Genomic DNA, 21096 nt, shown 5'->3' with positions numbered 1-21096 from the left:
TCAGATCAAGGTGCGCATGGAGTGGGCAGCGGACAGGCTGGTGGAGACCAACATGAAGGTCGGCGATATATCCGACCGCGTCGGCTACGCGATGCAGACGAAGTTCACTAAACTTTTTAAGCAATACTACGGCATGACCCCGCTGGAGTACCGCCGCAGGCACAGACAGAATAAGATCGCCGAAACGAACAACGGTGATCGGATATAGATCGAACAACAAAAGGAGGAACATTATGCACAACCCATTCCGTATGCTGAAGCGCGGCAGCTTTTCCGTCATATCGCTGGTACTGGTACTGACGATCCTGATGTCGACCACCGCTTTCGCTGTCAGCACCTTTGACCTTTCGCCCACCGCGGCGGACAACGATATCGCCGCGACAGGAGAGGATACCCCCGCTCGCAAGCGGTTCATCGGTAAGATTACAAACCTCAATGAGGAGTCCTCAGGTAGCTTTAATTACGGCTTCCGAAGCATTGTTGCCGGCGGCACGGGACGTGGCGCTTCGTCCGTCAGCGCACTTTCGAGCTCTTTGACGGGCTCCTTTTCAGCTGAGCTGACGCACAGCGCGGGCGGTACCGTGACGGGCTATATGGATAACTCTGTGGATTTCCGTCTCATGCTGCGGCGCAATCATGCCGGAGTTAATGAGACGATCAAGAGAGATTCCATCCATATCTATCAGCTGCTTGACGGCGACGTCAAGGGTGAGGAGATCACAAGCTCTTTTACGGTCAGCTATACGGACGCTATCGCCAGCTCAGTAAACGGGGCAGTAGACGACACTACCGACGGCTACGGTTATATCGACGGGCTGAATACCTACACCGGCGATATTTATATCGAAGCGCAGTCATACGTGCGCGATTCCTATACCGATATCGTCTTTGTGAACGCTGAGAATTCAACCAACAGCGGCAGCATTACCATTACGACGAATGAATACGGCTGCATTGCTCCGGGAACGGGTACACGCTATTACTACCAAAGCCAGACCTACAGCGGCTCGACCGAGAACATCCGCATTGCGTCCGGCGCAAACTATACCGCGACCTACAACGGCTCGGACAAAAATCTGCGCATGGCGCAGCTGATCTATAAGGCGCAGGACGGCAGCAGTGTGATCCGGACCTATACTGCCGAGAACAACAGCCTTACCTTCACCCTACCCGAATATCTTCCGCGTGAGACCAGCAGCCGCGCTAAGGTGTATTTCTACTTTTCCGATACGACCTATACACCTGCCGAGCCCTCGGACGGCACTGATTACACCGTTACCGTCAAAGCACATTATCCCGACGGCTTTGACAACGCGAATTATCAGACGATCGAGTATTACGCAGATACGTCGAGTGATACCCCGACTCAATCGTCAAAGATCGCGGACGGCGGTTCATACACCTTTACGATCCCGACCGCAGATTATACCCCGACTTTCAACGTCAAGGATTCGCGCGATACCTCGGCGAACGTCGTCAGCGTGACGGCTGTCAAGGTCACGGCGGGCGGAGCAGATCTGACGCAGGAGTTCTTCGGTGGTCAGAAGTATTATCAGTACTTCCTCGAGAGCACCAAGACCGGCGTGTTCGGCTACTTTGAGCTGCAGAATGTTACCGGCGATATCACCATCGACGTGACCTACGGCGCGCCGTTCACCGGCACGCTGGCGGACTACGGCAGTAAAACCATGCACGTCGCGAACTTTGTTGTCAAGGGTGACGCGAGTCACGAGTCCACGGTGGGTAACAGCTATACGGATGATCCCTCCGCCCACGGATATATCAACCGTTATCTGCTCTATGACGGCACAGGAACCTACAGCGACTCTTTCCCCGACGGCAATTACATCGGCAGACGCTCTTATTCCGGCTACGACAGCTTCCTCGACGGATGCCAGCACGCGATGTATTATCCCGCGAACAACTATGATTTTTATATCACACCGTTCTCATATATCAGCGACGTCAAGGTGTATAGCGAAAACGGCACCGAGCTGGATATCAGCAGCTTTTGTACGAATAATCCGGTAGGTCAGCCGAGAGGCGGTTATAGCAGCGTTAAGCTGGATACGGATCATACGGATTTCATCAACGCAAGAGGAACGGTCGTCATCACCTACAAGAAGCTGGATTATAACCACATCAAGGGCAGCGTCAGCTTTCTGAACGATAAAGCGGATGTTGACAGCGCGGCCGCAACCTGTCTGACGGCAAAGAACAGCAGCAACAATTCTTATTATGCCTTCCTGGACAGCGCGAAAACCGAAATGACTACCGTTATCTCACAGGCGTCTGCCGCGGACAGCTTCGAGGGCTATTACGCTGACTTCGACGGCGCCGACTATGACAGGATCGATATTCAATATGCCAGCTCCTATAACGACAGGGTACTATTTAAAGAAATCAAGATCTATGCGTTGGATGAAAACGGTGAAAAGACCGATACCGACGTCACTGCTCGGTTCAATATCACTTATTCCAATATCACCAATAACAGCAATAACATTGCGACGGTCACCGGACTGAAAGATTATCACGGCGGTATCTACATCGACGTGAAGGCGTATTACTCTCATACTAAGACGCAGATCAATGTAATCACCGATTCTGATAATCCCCGTACAGGCACGGTGAAATTGGAGGGTACCGGTACTCCTAAGGGATTTTTCAGACAAAGCAACGGATCAAGCAAGGACGCGATCACTTTAACCAGCAGTACCGACAGCACGTCGGATTATTATATCAGCTCCAACGGCTCTTATAAGATTGAATACACCGGAAGCGATAAGCTCAGCGACGGTACGACCGCCCGCAAGCTCCGCCTCGCGGTGCTGACCTATCAGGATGAGAACGGCGCTTACGTCAAGGTGCCGTTCCAAGCCGTGGACGGCGTGATCAACATGACGACGGCAGAGTACTATCGCTACAACAATGCCTCCACCACCTCGCTCGATATCTACTTCAACGATACCGATATCGACCCGACCGAGGGACAGTATGAGTACCGTCCCTTCAAGTGGGATATCGATACGACCGTCGCCGGCGCGGACATAAACGCGAACGCAAAGCCCCTGACGACCATCACCGGCAGGCTCGCGAGCCCCGTGTCCAGTACCTATACTGTCACCAACACGAACTTTGACGGCGTGGTGAATTATCAGAATGAGGGCGACGAGAAGGTTACCGTCACGCTCGGCGGCGATAACTCGCCTGTTTCGGCGTTCTATAATACCAACCTCGTTTACAACCTGACGAACCCTTCCGATAATTCTGTTTACGCCAAGTTCAGAGTGTATCATGACGATATCATCCCTGTTGACTGCGATCAGACAACGCTGGATCAGTATGTGTCCAATAAGACCGTCTCTACGGTTGAAAATACCTACGGCGTGTGCGAGGGGCTGACCTTTGACCTGACTGTGCCCCAAAGCGGCATGCAGGTCACCTTCACCCCGATGTACACCTACATCCCGGTCGAGATCGTCCAGCAGATTCTGGACGACGACGGGAATGTGATCGGGCAGGCAACGGACGCTTTCACGAGCGAGATCACACAGTATAAATATACTACTTCCTACGAAACCGACTACTCTGCCAATAAGTATTTTTACGTCAATGATACTGCGGACTATTACTCTCAGTTGACGGCGAGCGACGGCTTTGTCAATGCGCACAACGCCGCGGGCGCGAGCACCAAGTCGTGGATGGCGAAGGGCTATTATTACTACGGCTTGAACGTCAAACCGCGCGGCGCGGACGGCTATTATTATGACAGCTTGTACTATGAGGTCAAAAGCCGTACCAACGAGACGATCAGAACAAAAGAAACAAAGACCGATCAGAAGTTTGTCTCCGGCTTCGGTCACCACGATAATATGCGCGGCAATAATATCTCTGAGACCGGCACCACATGGATGGAATACGGCAGCACCGATTCGTGGAACTCCAACTATATCGCCGCCGACAAAATCGTCATCTATGTCAACTACAAGAAGGACGTGGAAGATTTTGTCAATTTCAAGTGGACGCGTTCGCGTGATACCTACGGCGCCAGCGACAACTGGCCTGTCACGCTCCTGACGGCGAAATTTCAGGAGGATAATGTCTCCAGCTATGAAGCTAAGACCAAGGATGTGACCCGTTCGCCGAGTAAACCCGATACCATCGACGTACAGATCAAGAACGATAAAAAGTCCGACAGCAACGCGAAAAATACCGTAGCGGTCAAGATCGGCAACGGCTCCGCATCCAACATCAGCGGCGGCTCGGTCTATTTTGCCGATACCCTCTACTGGGTCAACCTCGTCTTTACGCTGAAAAACTATGATACCGGCGAGGTGCTGGGCAAGTTCCGCATCTTTGAGGATCGGCTGATCTACATCAGCGGCGAGAGCAGGATCAGCCGCTATATCTCCGACTTTGCGACGACCTGGGTAGACAACTCGGAAGGCGTGGTTGAGAATATCACCTTCAACCTCGATATCCCGAACGAGGGTCTGGCGGTCGACTATGACGTCATGGAGTCATATGTGCCGATCACCGTCAATCAGAAGGCGGTAAATGAGGCGGGCGAGGAGCTGACCCTTAACGATAGCATGTCGGTGACGATCTCGGATTATTCCAACACTATCTGGTACAGAGACAATTCTGTCTATAGTGACAATTTTGACGCGTCTATCAATACCGTGCGCGACAGCATGCTTGTGAACAAGGCGTTCACCGCCGAGGGCGTGACCGATTACTACGACCTGATCACCACCGACGCGACGCAGTACTGCGTGAGCAAGGACGGCTATACCGTCACTGACGCTCAGGACAAGCGCTGGATGCTGATGCCGATCGTCACCCAGCCGCATATTCATGTCACCCCGCATGTGCCTGCCGGCTATATGCTCGGCAAGATCGAGCTTGTCGCCAAAAATAAAGACGGCGAGACGGTAATCTACCACCAGCCCTCCTTGAGGCTCAATAAAGAAACCGGCTATTATGAGGCGTATAATAACAATAGACAGTACAATCAGGCGGTCGCGTGGGAGATCAACGTCACCTACGTCAAGCTCAGCGATATCTACGCACCCTTCAAGTGGACGATCGACCCGACCTATAAAAACGGCGACTGGGATCCTTACCAGAGTCTTAGCGGCGCGTTCCTGTATGACGACGGCTATTCCGCCAACCCCAATCAGACGATAGTGAGTCTGGAAAAGAATGACTTCAACGGTATCCTAAGGGGCGTGAACGATACCTATTCCGCGACCGTGACCGTCGGCGGTCTCAGCGGCAACAATATCAAAAACACCTTCTATAATCAGAATCTGGTCTACACCCTGACCTCGTATGACGGGACGGAGAATTACGCCAAGTTCCGCATTTTCAAGGGTCAGATCATCCCCGTGGACTGCACACAGAATACGCTGAACACCTATGTTTCCGCTTTCACCCAGAACAATACGGATTCTTACGGCGCATTCCAGACGGCGAGCTTTACGCTGACGCTCCCTGCCGCGGATAAGGCGAAGGGTATGGCAGTGACGTTCAGCGCCCTGCCGGTCTATGTCCCCATCAAGATCAACCAGTATGTGCTGGACAAAAACGGTACCACAACGTCAGTATCGGATAATGAGTTCACCGCCCATGTTGTGCCGCACTACAATACAAGCTCCGACGAGCGCTCGACCCAGCGCACCTATACGCTCGACAGTACAAGCGACTATTACAGCATCATCAACAGGTCGATCAGCGATAACGTATATACCCACACCTACGATGTGACCTCCGCCTCCGACAGCCGCCTGATGTACATTTACAAGGGCTATTCCTCTCAGAACGGAGTGAACGTTACCTTGACGCCAAAGAGCGGGTATATGTTTGACCATATTACCTATACGGCAAAAAGCTCCGCGGATAACTCAATACCGCTGACTGACAACGGTCTGCTCAAGCTCAGCGAGGGGTATTCCTATGACAATTACTTTGAGGTTTATACCTCCGACTGGCGTGACCTCGCCAAGGCGGCAGACTGGGAGATCAACATCTACTACGCTCCCGAGACCGTCCTGACCGTGCACCAGCTCAGTCCGCTGACCGCGCAGGGCAATTTCGGCAACGTATATATTGATGACGCCGACAGTCAGACAGGCAAGTACCTCGCTCCGGCTTACTGCGGCTCAAACTACGCCTATAAGGATAACGTCACCATCACGACCGGCGCCTCCGGCGCGCCTGTCACTCTTGACAGCGGCGATTATAAGGAGACGACCGATACCGTCCGCGTGAAGCTCGGCGCAAAGCCGAGGGTCAAGATCACGCCCATCGGCTCCAGAAAGATCGAGAGCGTGCATTTCTACAGCAACGCGGAGCGTGAGCATGAGATCACCTATACCGCTAACAGTGAAACAAGCACCTACACGCTGTCCGATTATTCGGTGAAATACGGCGATCAGATCTATCTTGATATCGTCTATGCCGCCCAGCAGCACCTCGACGTTAAGGTCTATATGATGAATCCTGGTACCGGCAGCACTTCTACGCTGAATACCGACTCTAACATCACGGTCACCGTTACCGGCGTACCGCAGGACGATCTGTACGCTTTCACGCTGAACAGCGAGAGTGTGAACAGCTTTTCAACCCACAGCGAGCAGAGCGTCGAGGTTAGCCCCAAGACAGCGCTCACGATCACGACGGAGATACCGTCAAATAACGCAGTTTACTCTGAATACATTGTCGCGGACGTCAAGCTCCGCGAGGGTACGCCGCTCTCCGACGCTTCCTCCAAGGTCTCTCCCGAAACGAAAACCATCCACGATGCCGGCGGTAATGATTTCGTGGGACGCAACTACGCGAATTGTACCATTGCTAACCTGACCACCGGACGCGACGGCGAGATCAGCGTCTACATCGCCAAGATGAAGAAGGTCAATGTGTCGGTCTACACCGCCGACACCAGCGGTCATTACGGCGACCAAAACAGTGAGCCGAACGGCGTTCCGAGCGAGACGGGCAGCTATGTCAGTGTCCATTCCGCGAATCCCGTCAACAACTTTGCCTTCGTAACGATGGCGAGCGAGGGCAACTACACCACCAACGAGTTCACGATCACATCCGACCCAGCCAAGCGTACCGTATCCGCGATCCAGGGGACAACGGTTTCTGTTTATGCTCAGCTTCCCGACTCGGGAAATTATGTGGTCAGCCGCGTGCTGTCCTCGGGCGGCTTCACGAGTGCGACGGTCAGCAGAGTATCCTACGTGACCGACCCGAGCGATAATACTAAGCGCTTCATGCGTGTGGATATCAACACCAACGCGAAGATCGACTCCACCTTTGCGAGCGATTACGACATCAAGATCTATATCACTCCGGCGCAGTCCATCAAGATCACCTCCGACTATAAGGAGACCGACGGCTCTATCCTGAGTCAGAACTACGGCACTGTGCGTGTGGACGGTAATCCGGCGCAGACGGGCGATATCCCGTTCACCGTCATCAGCCCGAACATCGAGAACAGCTCTACCTATTACACGACGAGCAACGGTTACTCCGCTATTTACTCGGAGGCGAAGTGCGTCGCCGGTACCACCGGCTTGACCTTCACGATCACTCCGCAAAGCAACTACCGCGTCAGCGAGGTCGCCTTCTCTCAGGCGGGACATCAGCTCACCGACTATACGGTCGAGGACGGCGACGGCGACGTGAAGATCTATCACTTCAACCGTCCGATGAGCGCTCTGTATGACCTGGACGTCCACATCACCTATGAGATCAAGAACAGCGCCACCGTCTATTTCAGGATTCAGTATACTGACGACGGCACGACATGGCATCAGGGCGTCGAGCTAGGCGATATCTGGCTGAGCTCCTACAACCTCGCGATCGAGCGCAACGGCAAGGACGTCAAGCTGATCAACGACCTGACCGATCCCGTTCAGCCGACAAGCTACAAGAGCAAGACCTTTAAGAGGGAGGATACCTCTACCCACGGCGGCTTTGTTGACAGCTATTCTCATCTTACTGAATCACCCTTAACGCATGAGGACGGCTACTACAAGATCGAGGTCATCGCAGGCAGTGATTTCGGCTGCGGCATCCAAAACTATAAGGACGGCAAGATGTATGTCCCGATCGTGAACATGGCGAAAATCAGCGACGGCAGTACCACCGGCTACCGCTATTACAGTGACCAGACCTACGCGAACTGGGAGAAGCTCTATATCTCCGGCAACGAGACCTATACCTATGACGTCAAGCTCGTCCCCGCTTCTACCATTACCTTTATCGATCAGAAAAACAACCACTACGGCGATGAGCCCGAAAATGTGGATGCCGAGACCCATAACTACAGCATCACTACCCTCCACGGCGAGAACCGCGGTACTGACCCGAACTTCACTTCAAACATGGTATTCGGCAGGAGCACCAATTCATGGCGCGACTATGAGTCCGGCTCCAACACGGTCGCTTACGGCTCTGTATTCACTAGCTTTACTGTGGATCAGGAGCATATCCAACCCGGCAAGGTCGTGAAGCTGCATCTCTATGAATTCCCGTTAGGTTACACGGTGAACGGACTGAACACGAACTTTGATTCTCAATATCGCAAGGTTACGGTTACGCTGAACGGCGGCACCGCCTCGAGCTATAACTTCACCGATTACACCATGCAGCCCGATAAGCAGTACGTCGTCTACACCGAGGTCGATAACATCGACGTCTACGTCTACAGTCACGGCAACCCCGGCAATGTCTATCTGGTCTATACCGGCACGGCAGCCGACAAGTTCCGTATCGGCGACGCGGGCGTACAGGCGACCCCTGTCACCTCGTATGGCTATACCCGACTGGACGAGAGTTATAAGACCAAGAAGGGTCCCGCGTACTTGGTCGTCGTGACCGATCAGCCAAAGGAAAAGGTCTATCCGTATGAGACGTATTTCCGCGACTACAATCAAGCCGCCGCTGAGCATACAAGGCAGGATATCCGGAGTAAATTCAGCGACAGCTACCGCGCGGTGACGAACCCCGACGGCTCAGTGCAGTATTACTGGTATTATCAGATCAATCCGAGCGATGACAGAAGTAATTCGGATCATTATAATTACCCCGTGGATAACTCCGTATACTTCGATATCTGGTGGCGCTGGGTCTCTGATCCTACGCCTGTGACTCCCGATCCCGAGAAGCCCGCAACAGTCATCGTATCTCAATATGAGAGGATCGACTACAACAAGTATGAGCCTTCTCAGGAGGCGACCGCTGTACTGTATAACAGCACTCAGAAAAAGGACGTCGCGACCATCACAGGAGCAGAGGGCTTTTTCACCTGTAACGTCGACGACAATATCAATTTCACCCTGACCCCGAAGGACGGCTTTATCCCCGAAAAGTACGAGTACATCGTCGGCGGATCGACCACTTCATCCGGCACGATCGGAAACAGTTTCAACCAGCGGATATCCTCCAACGAGGTGCAGATCAAGATCTATTACTACCGCCCTGCGATCCGTATCACCACCACCAACGAGGCGTCGGCGCCAAAGGCGGAGATCACGGTCGAGAATCTTTCGAGCGTCGTGACCGACGGCTCCAATGTCACGACCCTGATCCAAAAGACCGACTACTCCAAGAGCATGATGGTCGATCATTCCTCGCGTCAGCTGATCACCGTTAAGCCGCAGACCTACGAGAGTATCGTGGATGGTTCGACGGTCATAAAGAATTATGAGGTCAAGAGCATCCTGCTCGGCAACGACCGCACCACGATGCTCCCGATCTACAGCGACGGCGAGATACTCAACAACGCCTACACCATCAGCGTGACTGACGACGGGGATACGACCCTGCTGCTGAAAGAGGATCAGGTCAGAAACGATCTCTACCTCTTTGTACAGCTGATTGGAGACGTCGAGGTCAAGACCGCCCAGCTCGTTGTGGAGCAGTATATCCAATCTGCCGATGAAAAGGACGAAAACGGCGATCCACTGATCGTTCCCTGCGATACGGTCAAGGTGAATGTTAGCGCGACGAATGACAACGAACAGAATCCGCTTCTGCATCAGGGCGAGAACGTTTGTTCCTTTACCATGAATCCTGATGGCGTAAGCGATGAAAACAGGGTCTATACCGACGAGGCGACTCTCGTCAAAGGCTCACGTCTTTATGTCGTACCCGACAGCACGACCTTCCCCAAGGACTACAAGGTCGGCTCCTACACGATCACCTACGGAGAGAATCAGGAACAGCTACTCTATAATGAGTCGACCTATGAGATCGCTTTCGGGGCTTCCGGCAGCCCCGACTCCGGCGTTATCCTCGTCAAGATCGTCTACGTTCCCGACGTGACAGATTTTACTCTCCGCTACCACTACAAGGGCAGGGCGGATACCTCTGACGAAAACGGCGGCTACTATGACGGCGAGACCGGCGCGGTGGACAAGACCTATACCACGACCGTCAGCCTGAAGGGCTCCCAGCTGGATGAAAACAATCATCCTGCCATCGGCGTCCTGATGGATAACGCGCCTGCTGTCAGCGACCTGTACAAGGATTGCAAGTGGGTATTTGACGGCTACGTAAAGCATGTTGCCTATAATAAGGACGCTGAAAATACCGTCGATATCACGGCGGATCAGCCTTACCATCAGTATTCCGTAGAGTTCGTCTATTTTAACGATCAAGGCGAGCTGACCACGCAGACGGTCGAGCAGGTTCCGCTGAACTCTCTAGTCAAGCCCGAGGGCAGCTTTGTGACCGCACCCGCGAAGCACGGAGAAAACGACTTTACCTACTGGGAGGTCACCTCCAAGGATACGGGCAATGAGATCGCCCGCTGCTACAGCGCCGCATTCAATCTCCGTGTGACCGGCAATATCGTCGTCACGGCAAAGTACAAGGCTGCGGTCAACCTCGTTTCCATCAGCGATCCCGTGTTCACCCGCGAGCAGACGACCGATGAAAGCGGCAAGACGAGCGACACGCTCTACGCCGACTTTATCCTCGCTTATATGGAGCAGAACGGTCTGCTGCTGAGCGAAAAGACGTCCGACGAGTACAAGACAGGTCTGATCATTGAGCAGAACAGGACGGCGCTCCTGAATAAAGAGGACGTCACCGGCGCGACGGTCAGCGATGAAGAGATGAACGCGGCAAAGGCACTTTACGGCGCGGACAGCGTTCTCAAAGCAGACGACGCTAAAACAATGCTGCTTTCGGGTAATGCTTCAACTACCTCAGGCGATACCCGTTATCTGTACTACGCTGTCAATAACGTGAGCTACAACAACAAGAACCGCGTCGATAAGAGTCTGTCGGTTCCCAACGTGCCGATCTATCGAAAGCTGGTCATGCGCGCTTACTACTACGTTTATAATGTCGGCACTCAGACGATGGAGCTCAGCGCACCCGTCTACTTCTGCTTCTACGATATCGGCAACTCCAAGAGCGATATATCCTCGGCAGCGACCGGCTCTGCACCCGCTACGCCCGATGAAGTACCCGCGAAGGAGGATCAATGATGAAAAAGAAATATGAAAAACCCGAAATCGATTTCGTCAAGCTCCTCCTGACTGATGTGATTCTTTATAGCAACAACGACGAGGAAGGGCGAATCAATGTAGATGAGCCTGCGACTCTGCCGCCTGTAGATGAAGATCCGTGGCTGACAGGGGGCTGAGCTGATGAAAAAGATCATATCACTGACAGCAGTGTTTGTCATCTTCCTTTCCGGTACGATCACCGCGTTTGCCGCAACGCTGTTCAGCGATGGTATCTATACCTTCGAGAAAAACAGCTTCGGCAACGCGGTCATCACCGACTGCTTCCTCACGACGGAGGATATCGACGTGCCCACCTTTGTGCTGAGCACACCTGTTGTAGGCGTCGGCGACTATGCCTTCTTCTCCAACAGCTATATCAGGCGCGTTACCATGCCAGATACGGTAATTTCTATCGGAGAATTCGCCTTTGCCGATAATCCCGATCTGCAAAGCGTGACGATTCCGCGCTGGTGCGATACGATCGCCGACAACGCCTTCTGGAACAGCCCGAACGTTACGATCTCCTGCTACACGGATTCAGCGGCTCAGACCTATGCCGAGGAGCATGAGATACCCTACATCCTGCTCGATGTTCCCGTCCCGAAAACGGATATCTCCACTGCATTAGTGACGCTTGATGAAAAAGCGTTCCGCTATGACGGAACAGAGCATTTTCCGGCTGTGACGGCGACGCTGGACGATGTGATCCTCGATCCCGAAACGGATTATACCATTGCTTACACAGATAATCAGACCGCAGGGACAGCGACCGTGACGGTGACGGGTGCAGGCGAATATGAGGGCGAAGCAACCGTGCATTTTGCGATCTGCAATGTGCTCGGCGATACCGACGGTAACGGTGAGGTCGAGATTGTCGACGCGACGCTGATCCAACGGCGTTTGATTTTCATGGCTGTTCCCGATCCCGATCGCGTTGATTTGGTCGGAGACGTTTCTGCCGACGGCTTGGATATCACCGACGCGACTTACATCCAGCGTTTTCTGGTTGGCATGGAAGTACCTCATCCAATCAACGAAATGATAACAGAAGAATAAACATAAAAAATGTCGGGTAGACACGCTTGTCCGCCCGACTTATCTTTTTTCTTGACTTTTTGTAAAGTTGTGGTATTGTGTTGTGCTTGTAAGGAGCGTGATACGATGACTACATTAGAGAACTTCTACTTCGGGAATATCAATCCGAGCGAGTACAAGCAGAGCAGGGATACCAAGAAGAAGTTATCGGAGATGACAAAGCTTCTCGATGAACTCCGATCAATGCTTACGACTGAGCAACAGAAAGAAAAGCTGGAGCAGATCGAGAACTGCCAGCTATCCTTGATCGCTCTGTCTGAGAAGGACGCCTACATCGAAGGCTTCAAGCTCGGAGTGAAGATAACAACAGAAATATATACAGATACACCGCAGCGGGGATGATACGTTAGTCATCCCCGCTGTTCGCGTTTGTCGGGATATTCTTCCTCTGCCAATACAGACCTCGGATTAAGAATCAAAACCTGACACAGAAGATTTGTGAGCATTTGTGAGAGGGATTTACGTCTGAGAGCGTGACAAAAAATACTACGCAATAACAAAGAAAATGGACGAGTTGAAACAAATAGAAATATTTTGTTTCTAAAACTATTGACAAATGCTCACTCCGATGTTATACTGTTACCATCATTGAAACACCACGTTTCTATCTTGATGGAGGTCATCTTATGGCACGAAGAAATCCCGAATGGTATTCTATCATTTACGACTATGTCAACCAGTACTATGCGGAGCAAAGCAAGTATCCGTCTGTCAGAGATATTACGGCAGGAACGGGTATTTCTGTTTCTACCGTTCACCGCTGTCTGACAGATATGAAAGAGCGCGGTGAGATCGTATACAACGGCAGAAGAAATATCAGTACCGCGCAGACTGAGATGGAAAGCCCTTCAAAGTACATGAAAGTCCTCGGTTATGTCGCCTGCGGCGAAGGTCAAGAGGAAGAAGAAACCGTCATAGAATATATCCGTATGCCCGAGAGCATCGTCGGCAAAGGCAACTTCTTCGCGCTGATTGCAAAGGGTGAATCCATGATCGATGCCGGAATCCACCCCGGAGATTACGTCATTGTCAGACAGCAAAAGGGCGCGAATGACGGCGATTATGTTGTCGCTTTATACGAAGGCAAGAACAACTTGAAGCAACTTATCAAAGAGGACGGACGGTATATCCTCCGCTCCTGCAACGAGGATAAAGAGACCTATCCTGATATCTATCCCGAGAATCTGCAGATCCAGGGCGTCGCGGTTTTGCGTGACACACAAGTTAATATGATTTTTAGTGTGAGTGAATAATCGGTATTTAGTTGAAGATGACAGCATCCTGTATCAGAAAGGCGCTCACACAGTGCCTCTTCTGATATGGGATTTTTCTTTCCAACAAGTCCCTTGATAATTGACAAATCATATCAGTTACATAACGTCGGAACAAACGAATACATATTAAAAATCAGTTACATATTTCAAACGAAAGAAGGTAGATTTTTAGAATGAAAAAGAAAGAAATGATCACTTATTCCGGCGAAGAATTGATGCAGATGGAGCTCCCTCCCGTGAGGTTTGTCGTCAAGGATTTCCTCTCCCAAGGGCTGAATATCCTCGCGGGTCAGGCGAAGGTCGGCAAGTCTTGGATGATGCTTGATCTCTGTATCAAGGTGGCGAAGGGCGAAACGTTCTTCGGTTTTGATACCGAGAAGAGCACCGTGCTGTATCTCTGTCTGGAGGACAGTCCGAACAGGATCAGAGACCGAATGGTGAAGCTGACGGACACCGCTCCGGCAAATCTTCACTTCGCTGTGATGGCGGATAATCTTGCGGGTGATCTGACCAAGCAGATCGAATCCTTCATCGACAAACACCCCGACACCTCGCTGGTGGTGATCGATACGCTGCAAAAGGTTCGCAAAGCCAAGGGCGATATGTACGCGGGTGATTACAAGGTGATCTCGATCCTCAAACGGCTCGCCGAAAGGCGCGGGATCTCAATCGTTTGCGTTCATCATACGAGAAAGAAATCGGACAAAGATCCGTTCAATACGGTGTCGGGTTCGACCGGAATCACCGGCGCCGCGGACAACATTTACGTGATGAAAACGGACGATTCCTGCTCGGATTTTGCAAAGCTTTATATGCGCGGAAGAGATATTCCCGAGAGGGTTTTGACCATTCAGTTTGAAAATTTCAGGTGGAATTGTTTGGGTAAAAGCAGTCTTGAAAGCGACGGTTTTATGAACGACGGCGCCATGCTCAGCCTGCTGTCTTACCTCAAACGGGAAGAGATTTTTGAGGGAACGGCATCGGATTTGTGTACCACTTTAGGGTTGAAAATCGAAAGCAATGTCCTCTCCAGAAAGCTCGGAAAATATGAAAACGAGCTCCAAAAAGCGGGCGTTGAATTCACCCGTGAGAAGAAAAATCATACGAGGATTTTGACCTTGGTGTACTCGCATTCAGAACACGGGGACGATGGGGACGATATTTTTCTCCACACCATAAACACGCCAAAAAGCGCATAGATATGCGGCTTCTCAACATAGGGGTGTTATCGTCCCGGTCAATACCGTCCCCGTATTTCGGAGCGGATCATCTGATCGCATTTGGAGTTATTCACAAAGATTTGAAGCTCGTTGTGAACGCGCTTACGGAGGAGTAGATAAAAGCGAGCAATCCTTTAGGTGGATTGCTCGCGAAAGACATCGGACGGCAGAGCCGACCGTTGAGCGGTTTTCTGAGTATAAATATACGGTTACGAAAAGACATCCTCGGTTTATATGAATAAAGTGTTTTTGGGAGGAAATAAATGGAAGAAAGCAAGAAGGTTCCGATCATTTTTACAAGGGATCAAATCGAAAGTATGGACAACTTTATCAAAGAAAATGAAGGCTATTCTCGGAGCAGTTTCGTCCGTGAAGCGGTCGAGTATTATCTCGGATATATCGATATGAATGAAAACGTCAATTATATTTCTCCGCTGATCAATCAGAATATCAAGCTGATCCTGTCCAGATTTGAGGCCAAGATGAGCGAGATGATCTTCAAGATGGCGGTGGAGGTTTGCAAAAGCAATATCCTCACTGCATACCAAAGTGAGCTGTCAGATCAAGCTTTGGACTACCTCGACCGCACTTCCAAACGGATCGTTGCCGAGCATAACGGCACGCTTGATCTGGAAGATACTCAAAAATATTTGGATGAACACGATGTGTTCGGTGATGTGAATGGCTAAAATCATCGTCTCTTGCCGCTTCAAAAAGAACGCAAAAGGCGTCAAAAACCTGATTAAATACATGGGTACCCGTGAAAGTGTAGAAAAGCTGCCGAGCGCAAGAGAGTACGATCTCGCCTCGTTAAGTCAGGTCAGGCTGATCAAATCAGTCACGAATCACTTCCCCCAGAGCAAGACCTTCCTCGAATATACCGACTATAAAATGCTCCCGACACGTCAAAACGCGCATGAGTTTCTCGACGCTGTCGCCGAAAGATACGCCGATTGCGCGGATGAATTGAAGGGCTTGGTCGGATATATTTCACAGCGTCCGGGCGTGGAAAAGCTCGGCAAGCACGGTCTTTTTTCTCAGTTTGATCTGCCGATTGATCTCGATGATGTCGCCAAAAATGTCTCCGAACACAACGGTATTATCTGGACGGAAGTCGTGAGTTTACGGAGAGAAGACGCCGAACGTTTGCATTATAATAACGCTGAAGCATGGAAGAATCTTGTCCGCAGGAATATGAACGAGATTGCTCGTGCTCACCGTATTCAGCCGAAGGATCTGCACTGGTACGCAGCCTTTCATAACACGACGCACCATCCTCATATTCATCTGATCGTGTACTCCACGGGAGCAGAAGGATACCTGTCCGAGAAAGGAATCCGACAGCTGAGGAGAGCATTCGGTCAAGATATCTTTCGCGGTGAGCAATACCGTCTTGCGAAGATCGAAACAGGTTACCGCAACGATCTGAAACAGGAATTGATGGCGCTTATGGAGGATGTTCAGGCTCACAGAAACCTCCCGAATACAGATTATTATCTGCAAATTCTACAGCGGATTCAGAAGGAAGTTCAGGAACAAAAAGGTAAAAGACTCTACGGTTATCTGCCGAGAAAAGTGAAAAAGCTGGTGGACTTTGCGCTCCATGAACTCGCTTCTGAACCTCGGATGAAGGCGCTCTATGACAAATGGATTGAGATCAATCGAGAGAAGCTGAGTCTGTATTATGATCCGAAGGAAGAACCGCCTGTACCGATCGAGAGGAACATAGAGTTTCGGTCACTGAAGAACCTGATAATCAAGACGGCGCTGAGCATGGATTTCAGTCAGGAGAATAACTTGAATGCCGTTCGGTTTGGCTTTCTTATCTCGAGTTTGGCAAGAACGATCGCGCAAAGCGCTCAGAAAAAGCTGAGTGATCTGAACGCGAAAATGCCCCTTGCCGACAGCAAGGAGCGTGAAAAGATTCGAGAGAAAAAGCTCGCTCACGGACAAAAAGATGGAAGCTGTGGAAGGGATACTCTCCATGCTTGACTACCTGCTCTCGCTCGATGAACAGACGGAAGAAGAGGAGCCCACGACAACAAACATCGATAACTTAAATATCGATCAATCCTACGCTCGATATGAAGCCGAGAATATGGATGACGAAGATTTGGATGAGGTTTATGACGAAGGTGAAGGTGAAAGCCAAGGCTGGGGTCAGTCGATGTAGCACAGTCCGGATTAACTGGGTGAAAATAGAAAAGCCGTCCCGAAGGACGGCAAAATTGGCTTGTGATTACGGTTTGTAATCCTTGATGATACACAGCTCACCCTGCACATCATAGCGCATGGTACAGTCATTGTACTCGACCAGGCAAGCGCAGTGACCGCCAGGAACGGCTGTATTGGCATAGCAAGCGCAGTGACCGCCAGGAACGGCTGTATTGGCATACAGATTATATGTAACGATATGGCGGTCACAGTGCTGGGTTGCTTCACCGCCGGGATAGAGGAGCATGGATTCAAGTCCCAGATCTCTGGCGGCGAATGCGGACATGACTGCTCCCTCAACGCACATGATCTGATCATATGTGTAGTGATCCCGAATGTATTCGGCGAAGGCTTTCATCTTTTCTCTGTCGGTCATGGACGAAGTCCAGCATGCTTTCTCAGCCGACCGAACAACGCTCAATGTCTTTTCAATATCATCGGGAGCATGATCAACGTCGACCTTGATATTCACTCGACGGATCAGTTCGCCCTTGTAGTACAGCTCGATCGGGAAACTTCCGTGTGCTTCTCGGATACAGCTGATCGTCGTCTGAAAAGGAAAGTACAATCCGCTCCTGTTGTGCGCGTACACATACGCGAGCGGATTATCCTCTCTGTCGGTCACTTCGCAGTCATAGCCATGGAGAATTCCTTTCTCCTGTTCGATCAGGTAACTTTCCTTGAAACGGCTGTCAGTGTAGTTGATAGTGTTTCGGTAGTGACCGTTATTGACCACTGTCGTGATATCGTGGGGATCGATCTCACTCTTGGGTATCAGCATCAAGGTTATGCTTTTATCTGTAAGAGTGATTTTCGACGGAACCTTCTTCAAATCGAATGTGACGCCTTCTACCGTAACATACCGATCGGTCGGTGACGGTTCAACGACAGGCTTTGAGATCGGATAGCTGTCTGATACGTTCACCATCCATCGTTGCAGGTGCGAAGCGTCCATCACGGTCACAGAATGATCGCCGTCGATATCCGCGACAGAAGAAGTAACGGCGACAGGCGTTTTGATCCCGACCGTGTATCGCTGGATAACCGTCGCGTCGGTGATACTGATCTCACCGTCACCGTCGACATCGCCGAGTATTCTGCTCTCAGCACGAACAGATACAGACATCATCATCGCCATACAGAGTGATAAAGACAAAACAGATTTGATTTTCATAACAGAAACCTCCTTTTCGGTTTGGTGTATTTTAGCTTATGCTCGGAGGTTTTACAAGTAGAAAGATGAAGGCAGAATATATGCAAGTTAGACAATGAATTTTGCAGGTTTTTTTTATACGGATAACTGAATCTGCGGAGGTTTACCACTTTTTCAGCCGTGTCAAAAATTGAGCACCGAAACAAAGAAAACGAGGGGCGGGAAAGCCTTTTGTAACTGGATATTTCGAATGAAGCGTGGTATTGTGTTTACTTGCAAAAAGGAGGTTAGCTTATGGAACGAAAACTGCTGACAAACGGAACAACAAGCAAGAATAAGAACGGAAGATGGAACGGTTCTGTCTGGTATATGGACGAGCACGGAGAGAGAAAGCGAAAGTCCTTCTCTGCCGACACCCAGAAGGAAGTCAAAGAGAGAATCAAGAGCTACATCGAACACTTCTATGATAAGCCGGAGATCGTTGCAGATAACGCAAGCACCAAGTCCTTAAAAGAGAGTATGCAGAATTGGCTGGAGGTGTTCAAGTATCCGTCCTTGCAGCGGACGACCTATGACAGATATGAGGTAACTGCCGAGCATCAGATCTATCCCTACCTTGGAAAGAAGATCGTCAGAGATATTACGGGCGCGGATATCAAGAAGGTGCTCAACATTATCATGATGAACGGTAAGTCATACTCAACGTGCAAGAAGGCATATCTCCTGCTCAGCGAGTTCTACCGTTACCTTGAGAGAGAAGATCTCATCGAAAAGAACCCGATGCGAAATGTCGAAATGATCAAGAAAGCAAATTATCTCTCCGCCCAAGGCATCGAAAACAAGCCGCAGAATGAGCTTGTGACGGTCTTTTCTCCCGAGGAAATAGAACTGCTCAAAGCGGAAGCGTTCAAGCGTTTCGGCAACGGTAAGCCCTTATACAAGCAATCTGCCGTCTACTTCCTTATGTTGAATACAGGACTCAGACGAGGTGAGGTATGCGGTCTACTCAACAGTGATATCGACTTAGAGCATAGGGTGCTCCATGTTCGCAGAGCGGTGAAAGAGTATTACCGCAGGGATGGCGTGGACAGAGCAAAGGGTCAGGAAACAAAGGTCGGCCCTCCGAAAAGCGCCACCAGCGTGAGAGATGTTCCTCTGAATAACACAGCGATCGAGATGATAAAGAAGCTGAGAGAGGAAGTGTATCTCGGCGAGGATTTCCCTCTCATACCGAATGAGAAGGGGGACTTCATCAAGCCGATCAATCTCCTCCGACGATTTTACCGACTACAGACAGCAGCAGGTATTCCCGAAGAAGAATTGAAAGGTCTACACGCATTACGACATACCTTCGCAACTACCTTGATCAACGGTATCAAACAGCCCGACGGTACGATCAAAAGCCTGACTGTAAAACAGGTAGCAGATCTCCTCGGTCACACCACGACCGAGATCACCGAGCTGTATTACGTCAAGAAGGACAATACGAAGCTGGAAGGTCTGACCGACGCCTTCAACCTATAATTAAGATTCTTGCAAAAAAGGATAGACTTATCGGAAATCTTGTGGTATTGTCTTGTACTACCGACAGGAAGAAGGTGGGTCGACCGAATGAAAGAGGATAAGCGAAAGCTAAAAGACAGTATGCAGGAATGGCTGGAGGCATTCAAGTATCCTGCGCTGCAAAGGACTTCCTACGACAGGTTGGAGGTGACGGCGATCTCTCAGATCTATCCGAAGCTCGGCGACATACCGATCGGCAAAATCTCTATCGAGGATATCCAGAATACCATCAACGATGTGATGGTAAGCGGTTTATCCTACTCGACGGCGAGAAAGACATATCTGCTCCTTGCTGAATACTTCCGCTATCTGGAACAGAACGGTATCATAGAGTTCAATCCCGTAAACTGTGTGGAGATGATGAAGAAAGCGCATTACATGGACGCCCAAGGAAAGGAATACAAACCGTCGAATGAAGCGGTAACGGTCTTTACCGCAGAGGAAATCGAACGGCTCAGAAAGGAAGCCTTCTACATCTACAAGAACGGTAAACAAAAGCATACTCAGCCCGGCGTGTATTTCCTGATACTGAATACTGGATTGCGCCGGGGTGAGTTGTGCGGACTCTTGAACAGCGATATCGACATAAATGAAAGGATCCTGCACGTCAGAAGGTCGGTCAAGGAGTTCAGCAGAAGAAAAGGGATGAAGAAACTGAGCGGTCAGGAGATCTGCGTCGGCTTGCCGAAAACATCGACGAGCGTCAGAGATATACCGCTGAACAATACAGCATTAGATATGATCAACAGGCTTAGGAAAGAACGCTGGTTCGGGACGGACAGTCCCTTGGTTCCCGACGAGAACGGCGGCTTTACTAAGCCTATCTATTTATTCAGACGCTTTCAGCGACTGCAAAAATCAGCGGGTTTTACCGATATCCGAGGTCTGCACGCGCTTCGGCACACTTTTGCGACGACGCTGATCAACGGAGTGGTAAAGCCCGACGGGTCAGTCCCAAATTCTGTGTAAACTCTAAATCGCGGTGTAAAATAGAGCAAAAAATATTATTCAGGGGCTTAAGCCCCTTGTCAACATTATAAGCG

Annotated in this window: 13 protein-coding genes; 12 read left to right on the top strand and 1 reads right to left on the bottom strand. The window is 50.6% G+C overall.

Translation table 11 applies throughout. The features are described from left to right. From R2I50_RS09095 to R2I50_RS09050, 10 genes are all read left to right on the top strand, one after another. Positions 1–208, top strand: a 208-nt coding sequence (locus R2I50_RS09095; RefSeq protein WP_316608833.1) for a helix-turn-helix domain-containing protein, incomplete at its 5' end; no start/stop codon positions are given. 25 nt (positions 209–233) lie between these two features. Beyond that, positions 234–11513, top strand: coding sequence for a hypothetical protein (locus tag R2I50_RS09090; protein ID WP_316608832.1), 11280 nt, complete (start codon positions 234–236; stop codon positions 11511–11513). Further along, positions 11513–11671 (top strand): hypothetical protein, encoded by a 159-nt coding sequence (locus R2I50_RS09085; protein ID WP_316608831.1) that lies wholly within the window; start codon positions 11513–11515, stop codon positions 11669–11671. Before R2I50_RS09090 ends, R2I50_RS09085 begins: the two co-directional genes overlap by 1 nt. Positions 11672–11675: 4 nt before the next feature. Further along, on the top strand, positions 11676–12590 hold the full coding sequence (locus R2I50_RS09080) for a leucine-rich repeat protein (protein ID WP_316608830.1): 915 nt from the start codon (positions 11676–11678) through the stop codon (positions 12588–12590). A gap of 105 nt (positions 12591–12695) precedes the next feature. After that, a complete protein-coding gene (locus R2I50_RS09075) occupies positions 12696–12971 on the top strand; it encodes a DUF6809 family protein (protein ID WP_316608829.1) in 276 nt (91 codons plus the stop codon). Positions 12972–13255: 284 nt separating this feature from the next. Beyond that, the gene (locus R2I50_RS09070) at positions 13256–13882 is read left to right on the top strand and encodes a S24 family peptidase (RefSeq protein ID WP_316608828.1); all 627 of its coding nucleotides are present in this window, start codon (positions 13256–13258) and stop codon (positions 13880–13882) included. A 194-nt stretch (positions 13883–14076) separates the two neighbouring features. Next, on the top strand, positions 14077–15102 hold the full coding sequence (locus tag R2I50_RS09065) for an AAA family ATPase (protein WP_316608827.1): 1026 nt from the start codon (positions 14077–14079) through the stop codon (positions 15100–15102). 284 nt (positions 15103–15386) lie between these two features. After that, positions 15387–15812, top strand: coding sequence for a ribbon-helix-helix domain-containing protein (locus R2I50_RS09060; protein WP_316608826.1), 426 nt, complete (start codon positions 15387–15389; stop codon positions 15810–15812). Beyond that, positions 15805–17115, top strand: coding sequence for a MobP3 family relaxase (mobP3, locus tag R2I50_RS09055; protein WP_316608825.1), 1311 nt, complete (start codon positions 15805–15807; stop codon positions 17113–17115). Before R2I50_RS09060 ends, mobP3 begins: the two co-directional genes overlap by 8 nt. Next, a complete protein-coding gene (locus R2I50_RS09050; RefSeq protein WP_316608824.1) occupies positions 17081–17296 on the top strand; it encodes a hypothetical protein in 216 nt (71 codons plus the stop codon). Before mobP3 ends, R2I50_RS09050 begins: the two co-directional genes overlap by 35 nt. A 66-nt stretch (positions 17297–17362) precedes the next feature. Here the strand turns inward: R2I50_RS09050 and R2I50_RS09045 are convergent, their stop codons facing one another. Then, the gene (locus tag R2I50_RS09045; RefSeq protein ID WP_316608823.1) at positions 17363–18511 is read right to left on the bottom strand and encodes a dockerin type I repeat-containing protein; all 1149 of its coding nucleotides are present in this window, start codon (positions 18509–18511) and stop codon (positions 17363–17365) included. Positions 18512–18784: 273 nt separating this feature from the next. Here R2I50_RS09045 and R2I50_RS09040 point away from each other — a divergent pair, with 273 nt between their 5' ends. Both R2I50_RS09040 and R2I50_RS09035 read left to right on the top strand, forming a co-directional pair. Then, positions 18785–20014 (top strand): tyrosine-type recombinase/integrase, encoded by a 1230-nt coding sequence (locus R2I50_RS09040; RefSeq protein ID WP_316608822.1) that lies wholly within the window; start codon positions 18785–18787, stop codon positions 20012–20014. Positions 20015–20101: 87 nt separating this feature from the next. Next, positions 20102–21022: a tyrosine-type recombinase/integrase gene (locus R2I50_RS09035; RefSeq protein WP_316608821.1), complete on the top strand. Its 921-nt coding sequence runs from the start codon at positions 20102–20104 to the stop codon at positions 21020–21022. Positions 21023–21096 lie beyond the last annotated feature (74 nt).

This window comes from uncultured Ruminococcus sp. (assembly GCA_902785355.1).
GTDB lineage: Bacteria > Bacillota > Clostridia > Oscillospirales > Acutalibacteraceae > Ruminococcoides.
This window is presented reverse-complemented; position numbering and strand designations above follow the sequence as displayed.

Excerpts from the sequence above, each read along its gene's own strand:
- R2I50_RS09080 (WP_316608830.1), top strand. The coding sequence starts at position 11,676 with ATGAAAAAGATCATATCACTGACAGCAGTGTTTGTCATCTTCCTTTCC.
- mobP3 (WP_316608825.1), top strand. The coding sequence starts at position 15,805 with ATGGCTAAAATCATCGTCTCTTGCCGCTTCAAAAAGAACGCAAAAGGC.
- R2I50_RS09035 (WP_316608821.1), top strand. The coding sequence starts at position 20,102 with ATGAAAGAGGATAAGCGAAAGCTAAAAGACAGTATGCAGGAATGGCTG.
- R2I50_RS09040 (WP_316608822.1), top strand. The coding sequence starts at position 18,785 with ATGGAACGAAAACTGCTGACAAACGGAACAACAAGCAAGAATAAGAAC.
- R2I50_RS09075 (WP_316608829.1), top strand. The coding sequence starts at position 12,696 with ATGACTACATTAGAGAACTTCTACTTCGGGAATATCAATCCGAGCGAG.
- R2I50_RS09085 (WP_316608831.1), top strand. The coding sequence starts at position 11,513 with ATGAAAAAGAAATATGAAAAACCCGAAATCGATTTCGTCAAGCTCCTC.
- R2I50_RS09070 (WP_316608828.1), top strand. The coding sequence starts at position 13,256 with ATGGCACGAAGAAATCCCGAATGGTATTCTATCATTTACGACTATGTC.
- R2I50_RS09050 (WP_316608824.1), top strand. The coding sequence starts at position 17,081 with ATGGAAGCTGTGGAAGGGATACTCTCCATGCTTGACTACCTGCTCTCG.
- R2I50_RS09060 (WP_316608826.1), top strand. The coding sequence starts at position 15,387 with ATGGAAGAAAGCAAGAAGGTTCCGATCATTTTTACAAGGGATCAAATC.
- R2I50_RS09065 (WP_316608827.1), top strand. The coding sequence starts at position 14,077 with ATGAAAAAGAAAGAAATGATCACTTATTCCGGCGAAGAATTGATGCAG.
- R2I50_RS09045 (WP_316608823.1), bottom strand. The coding sequence starts at position 18,511 with ATGAAAATCAAATCTGTTTTGTCTTTATCACTCTGTATGGCGATGATG.
- R2I50_RS09090 (WP_316608832.1), top strand. The coding sequence starts at position 234 with ATGCACAACCCATTCCGTATGCTGAAGCGCGGCAGCTTTTCCGTCATA.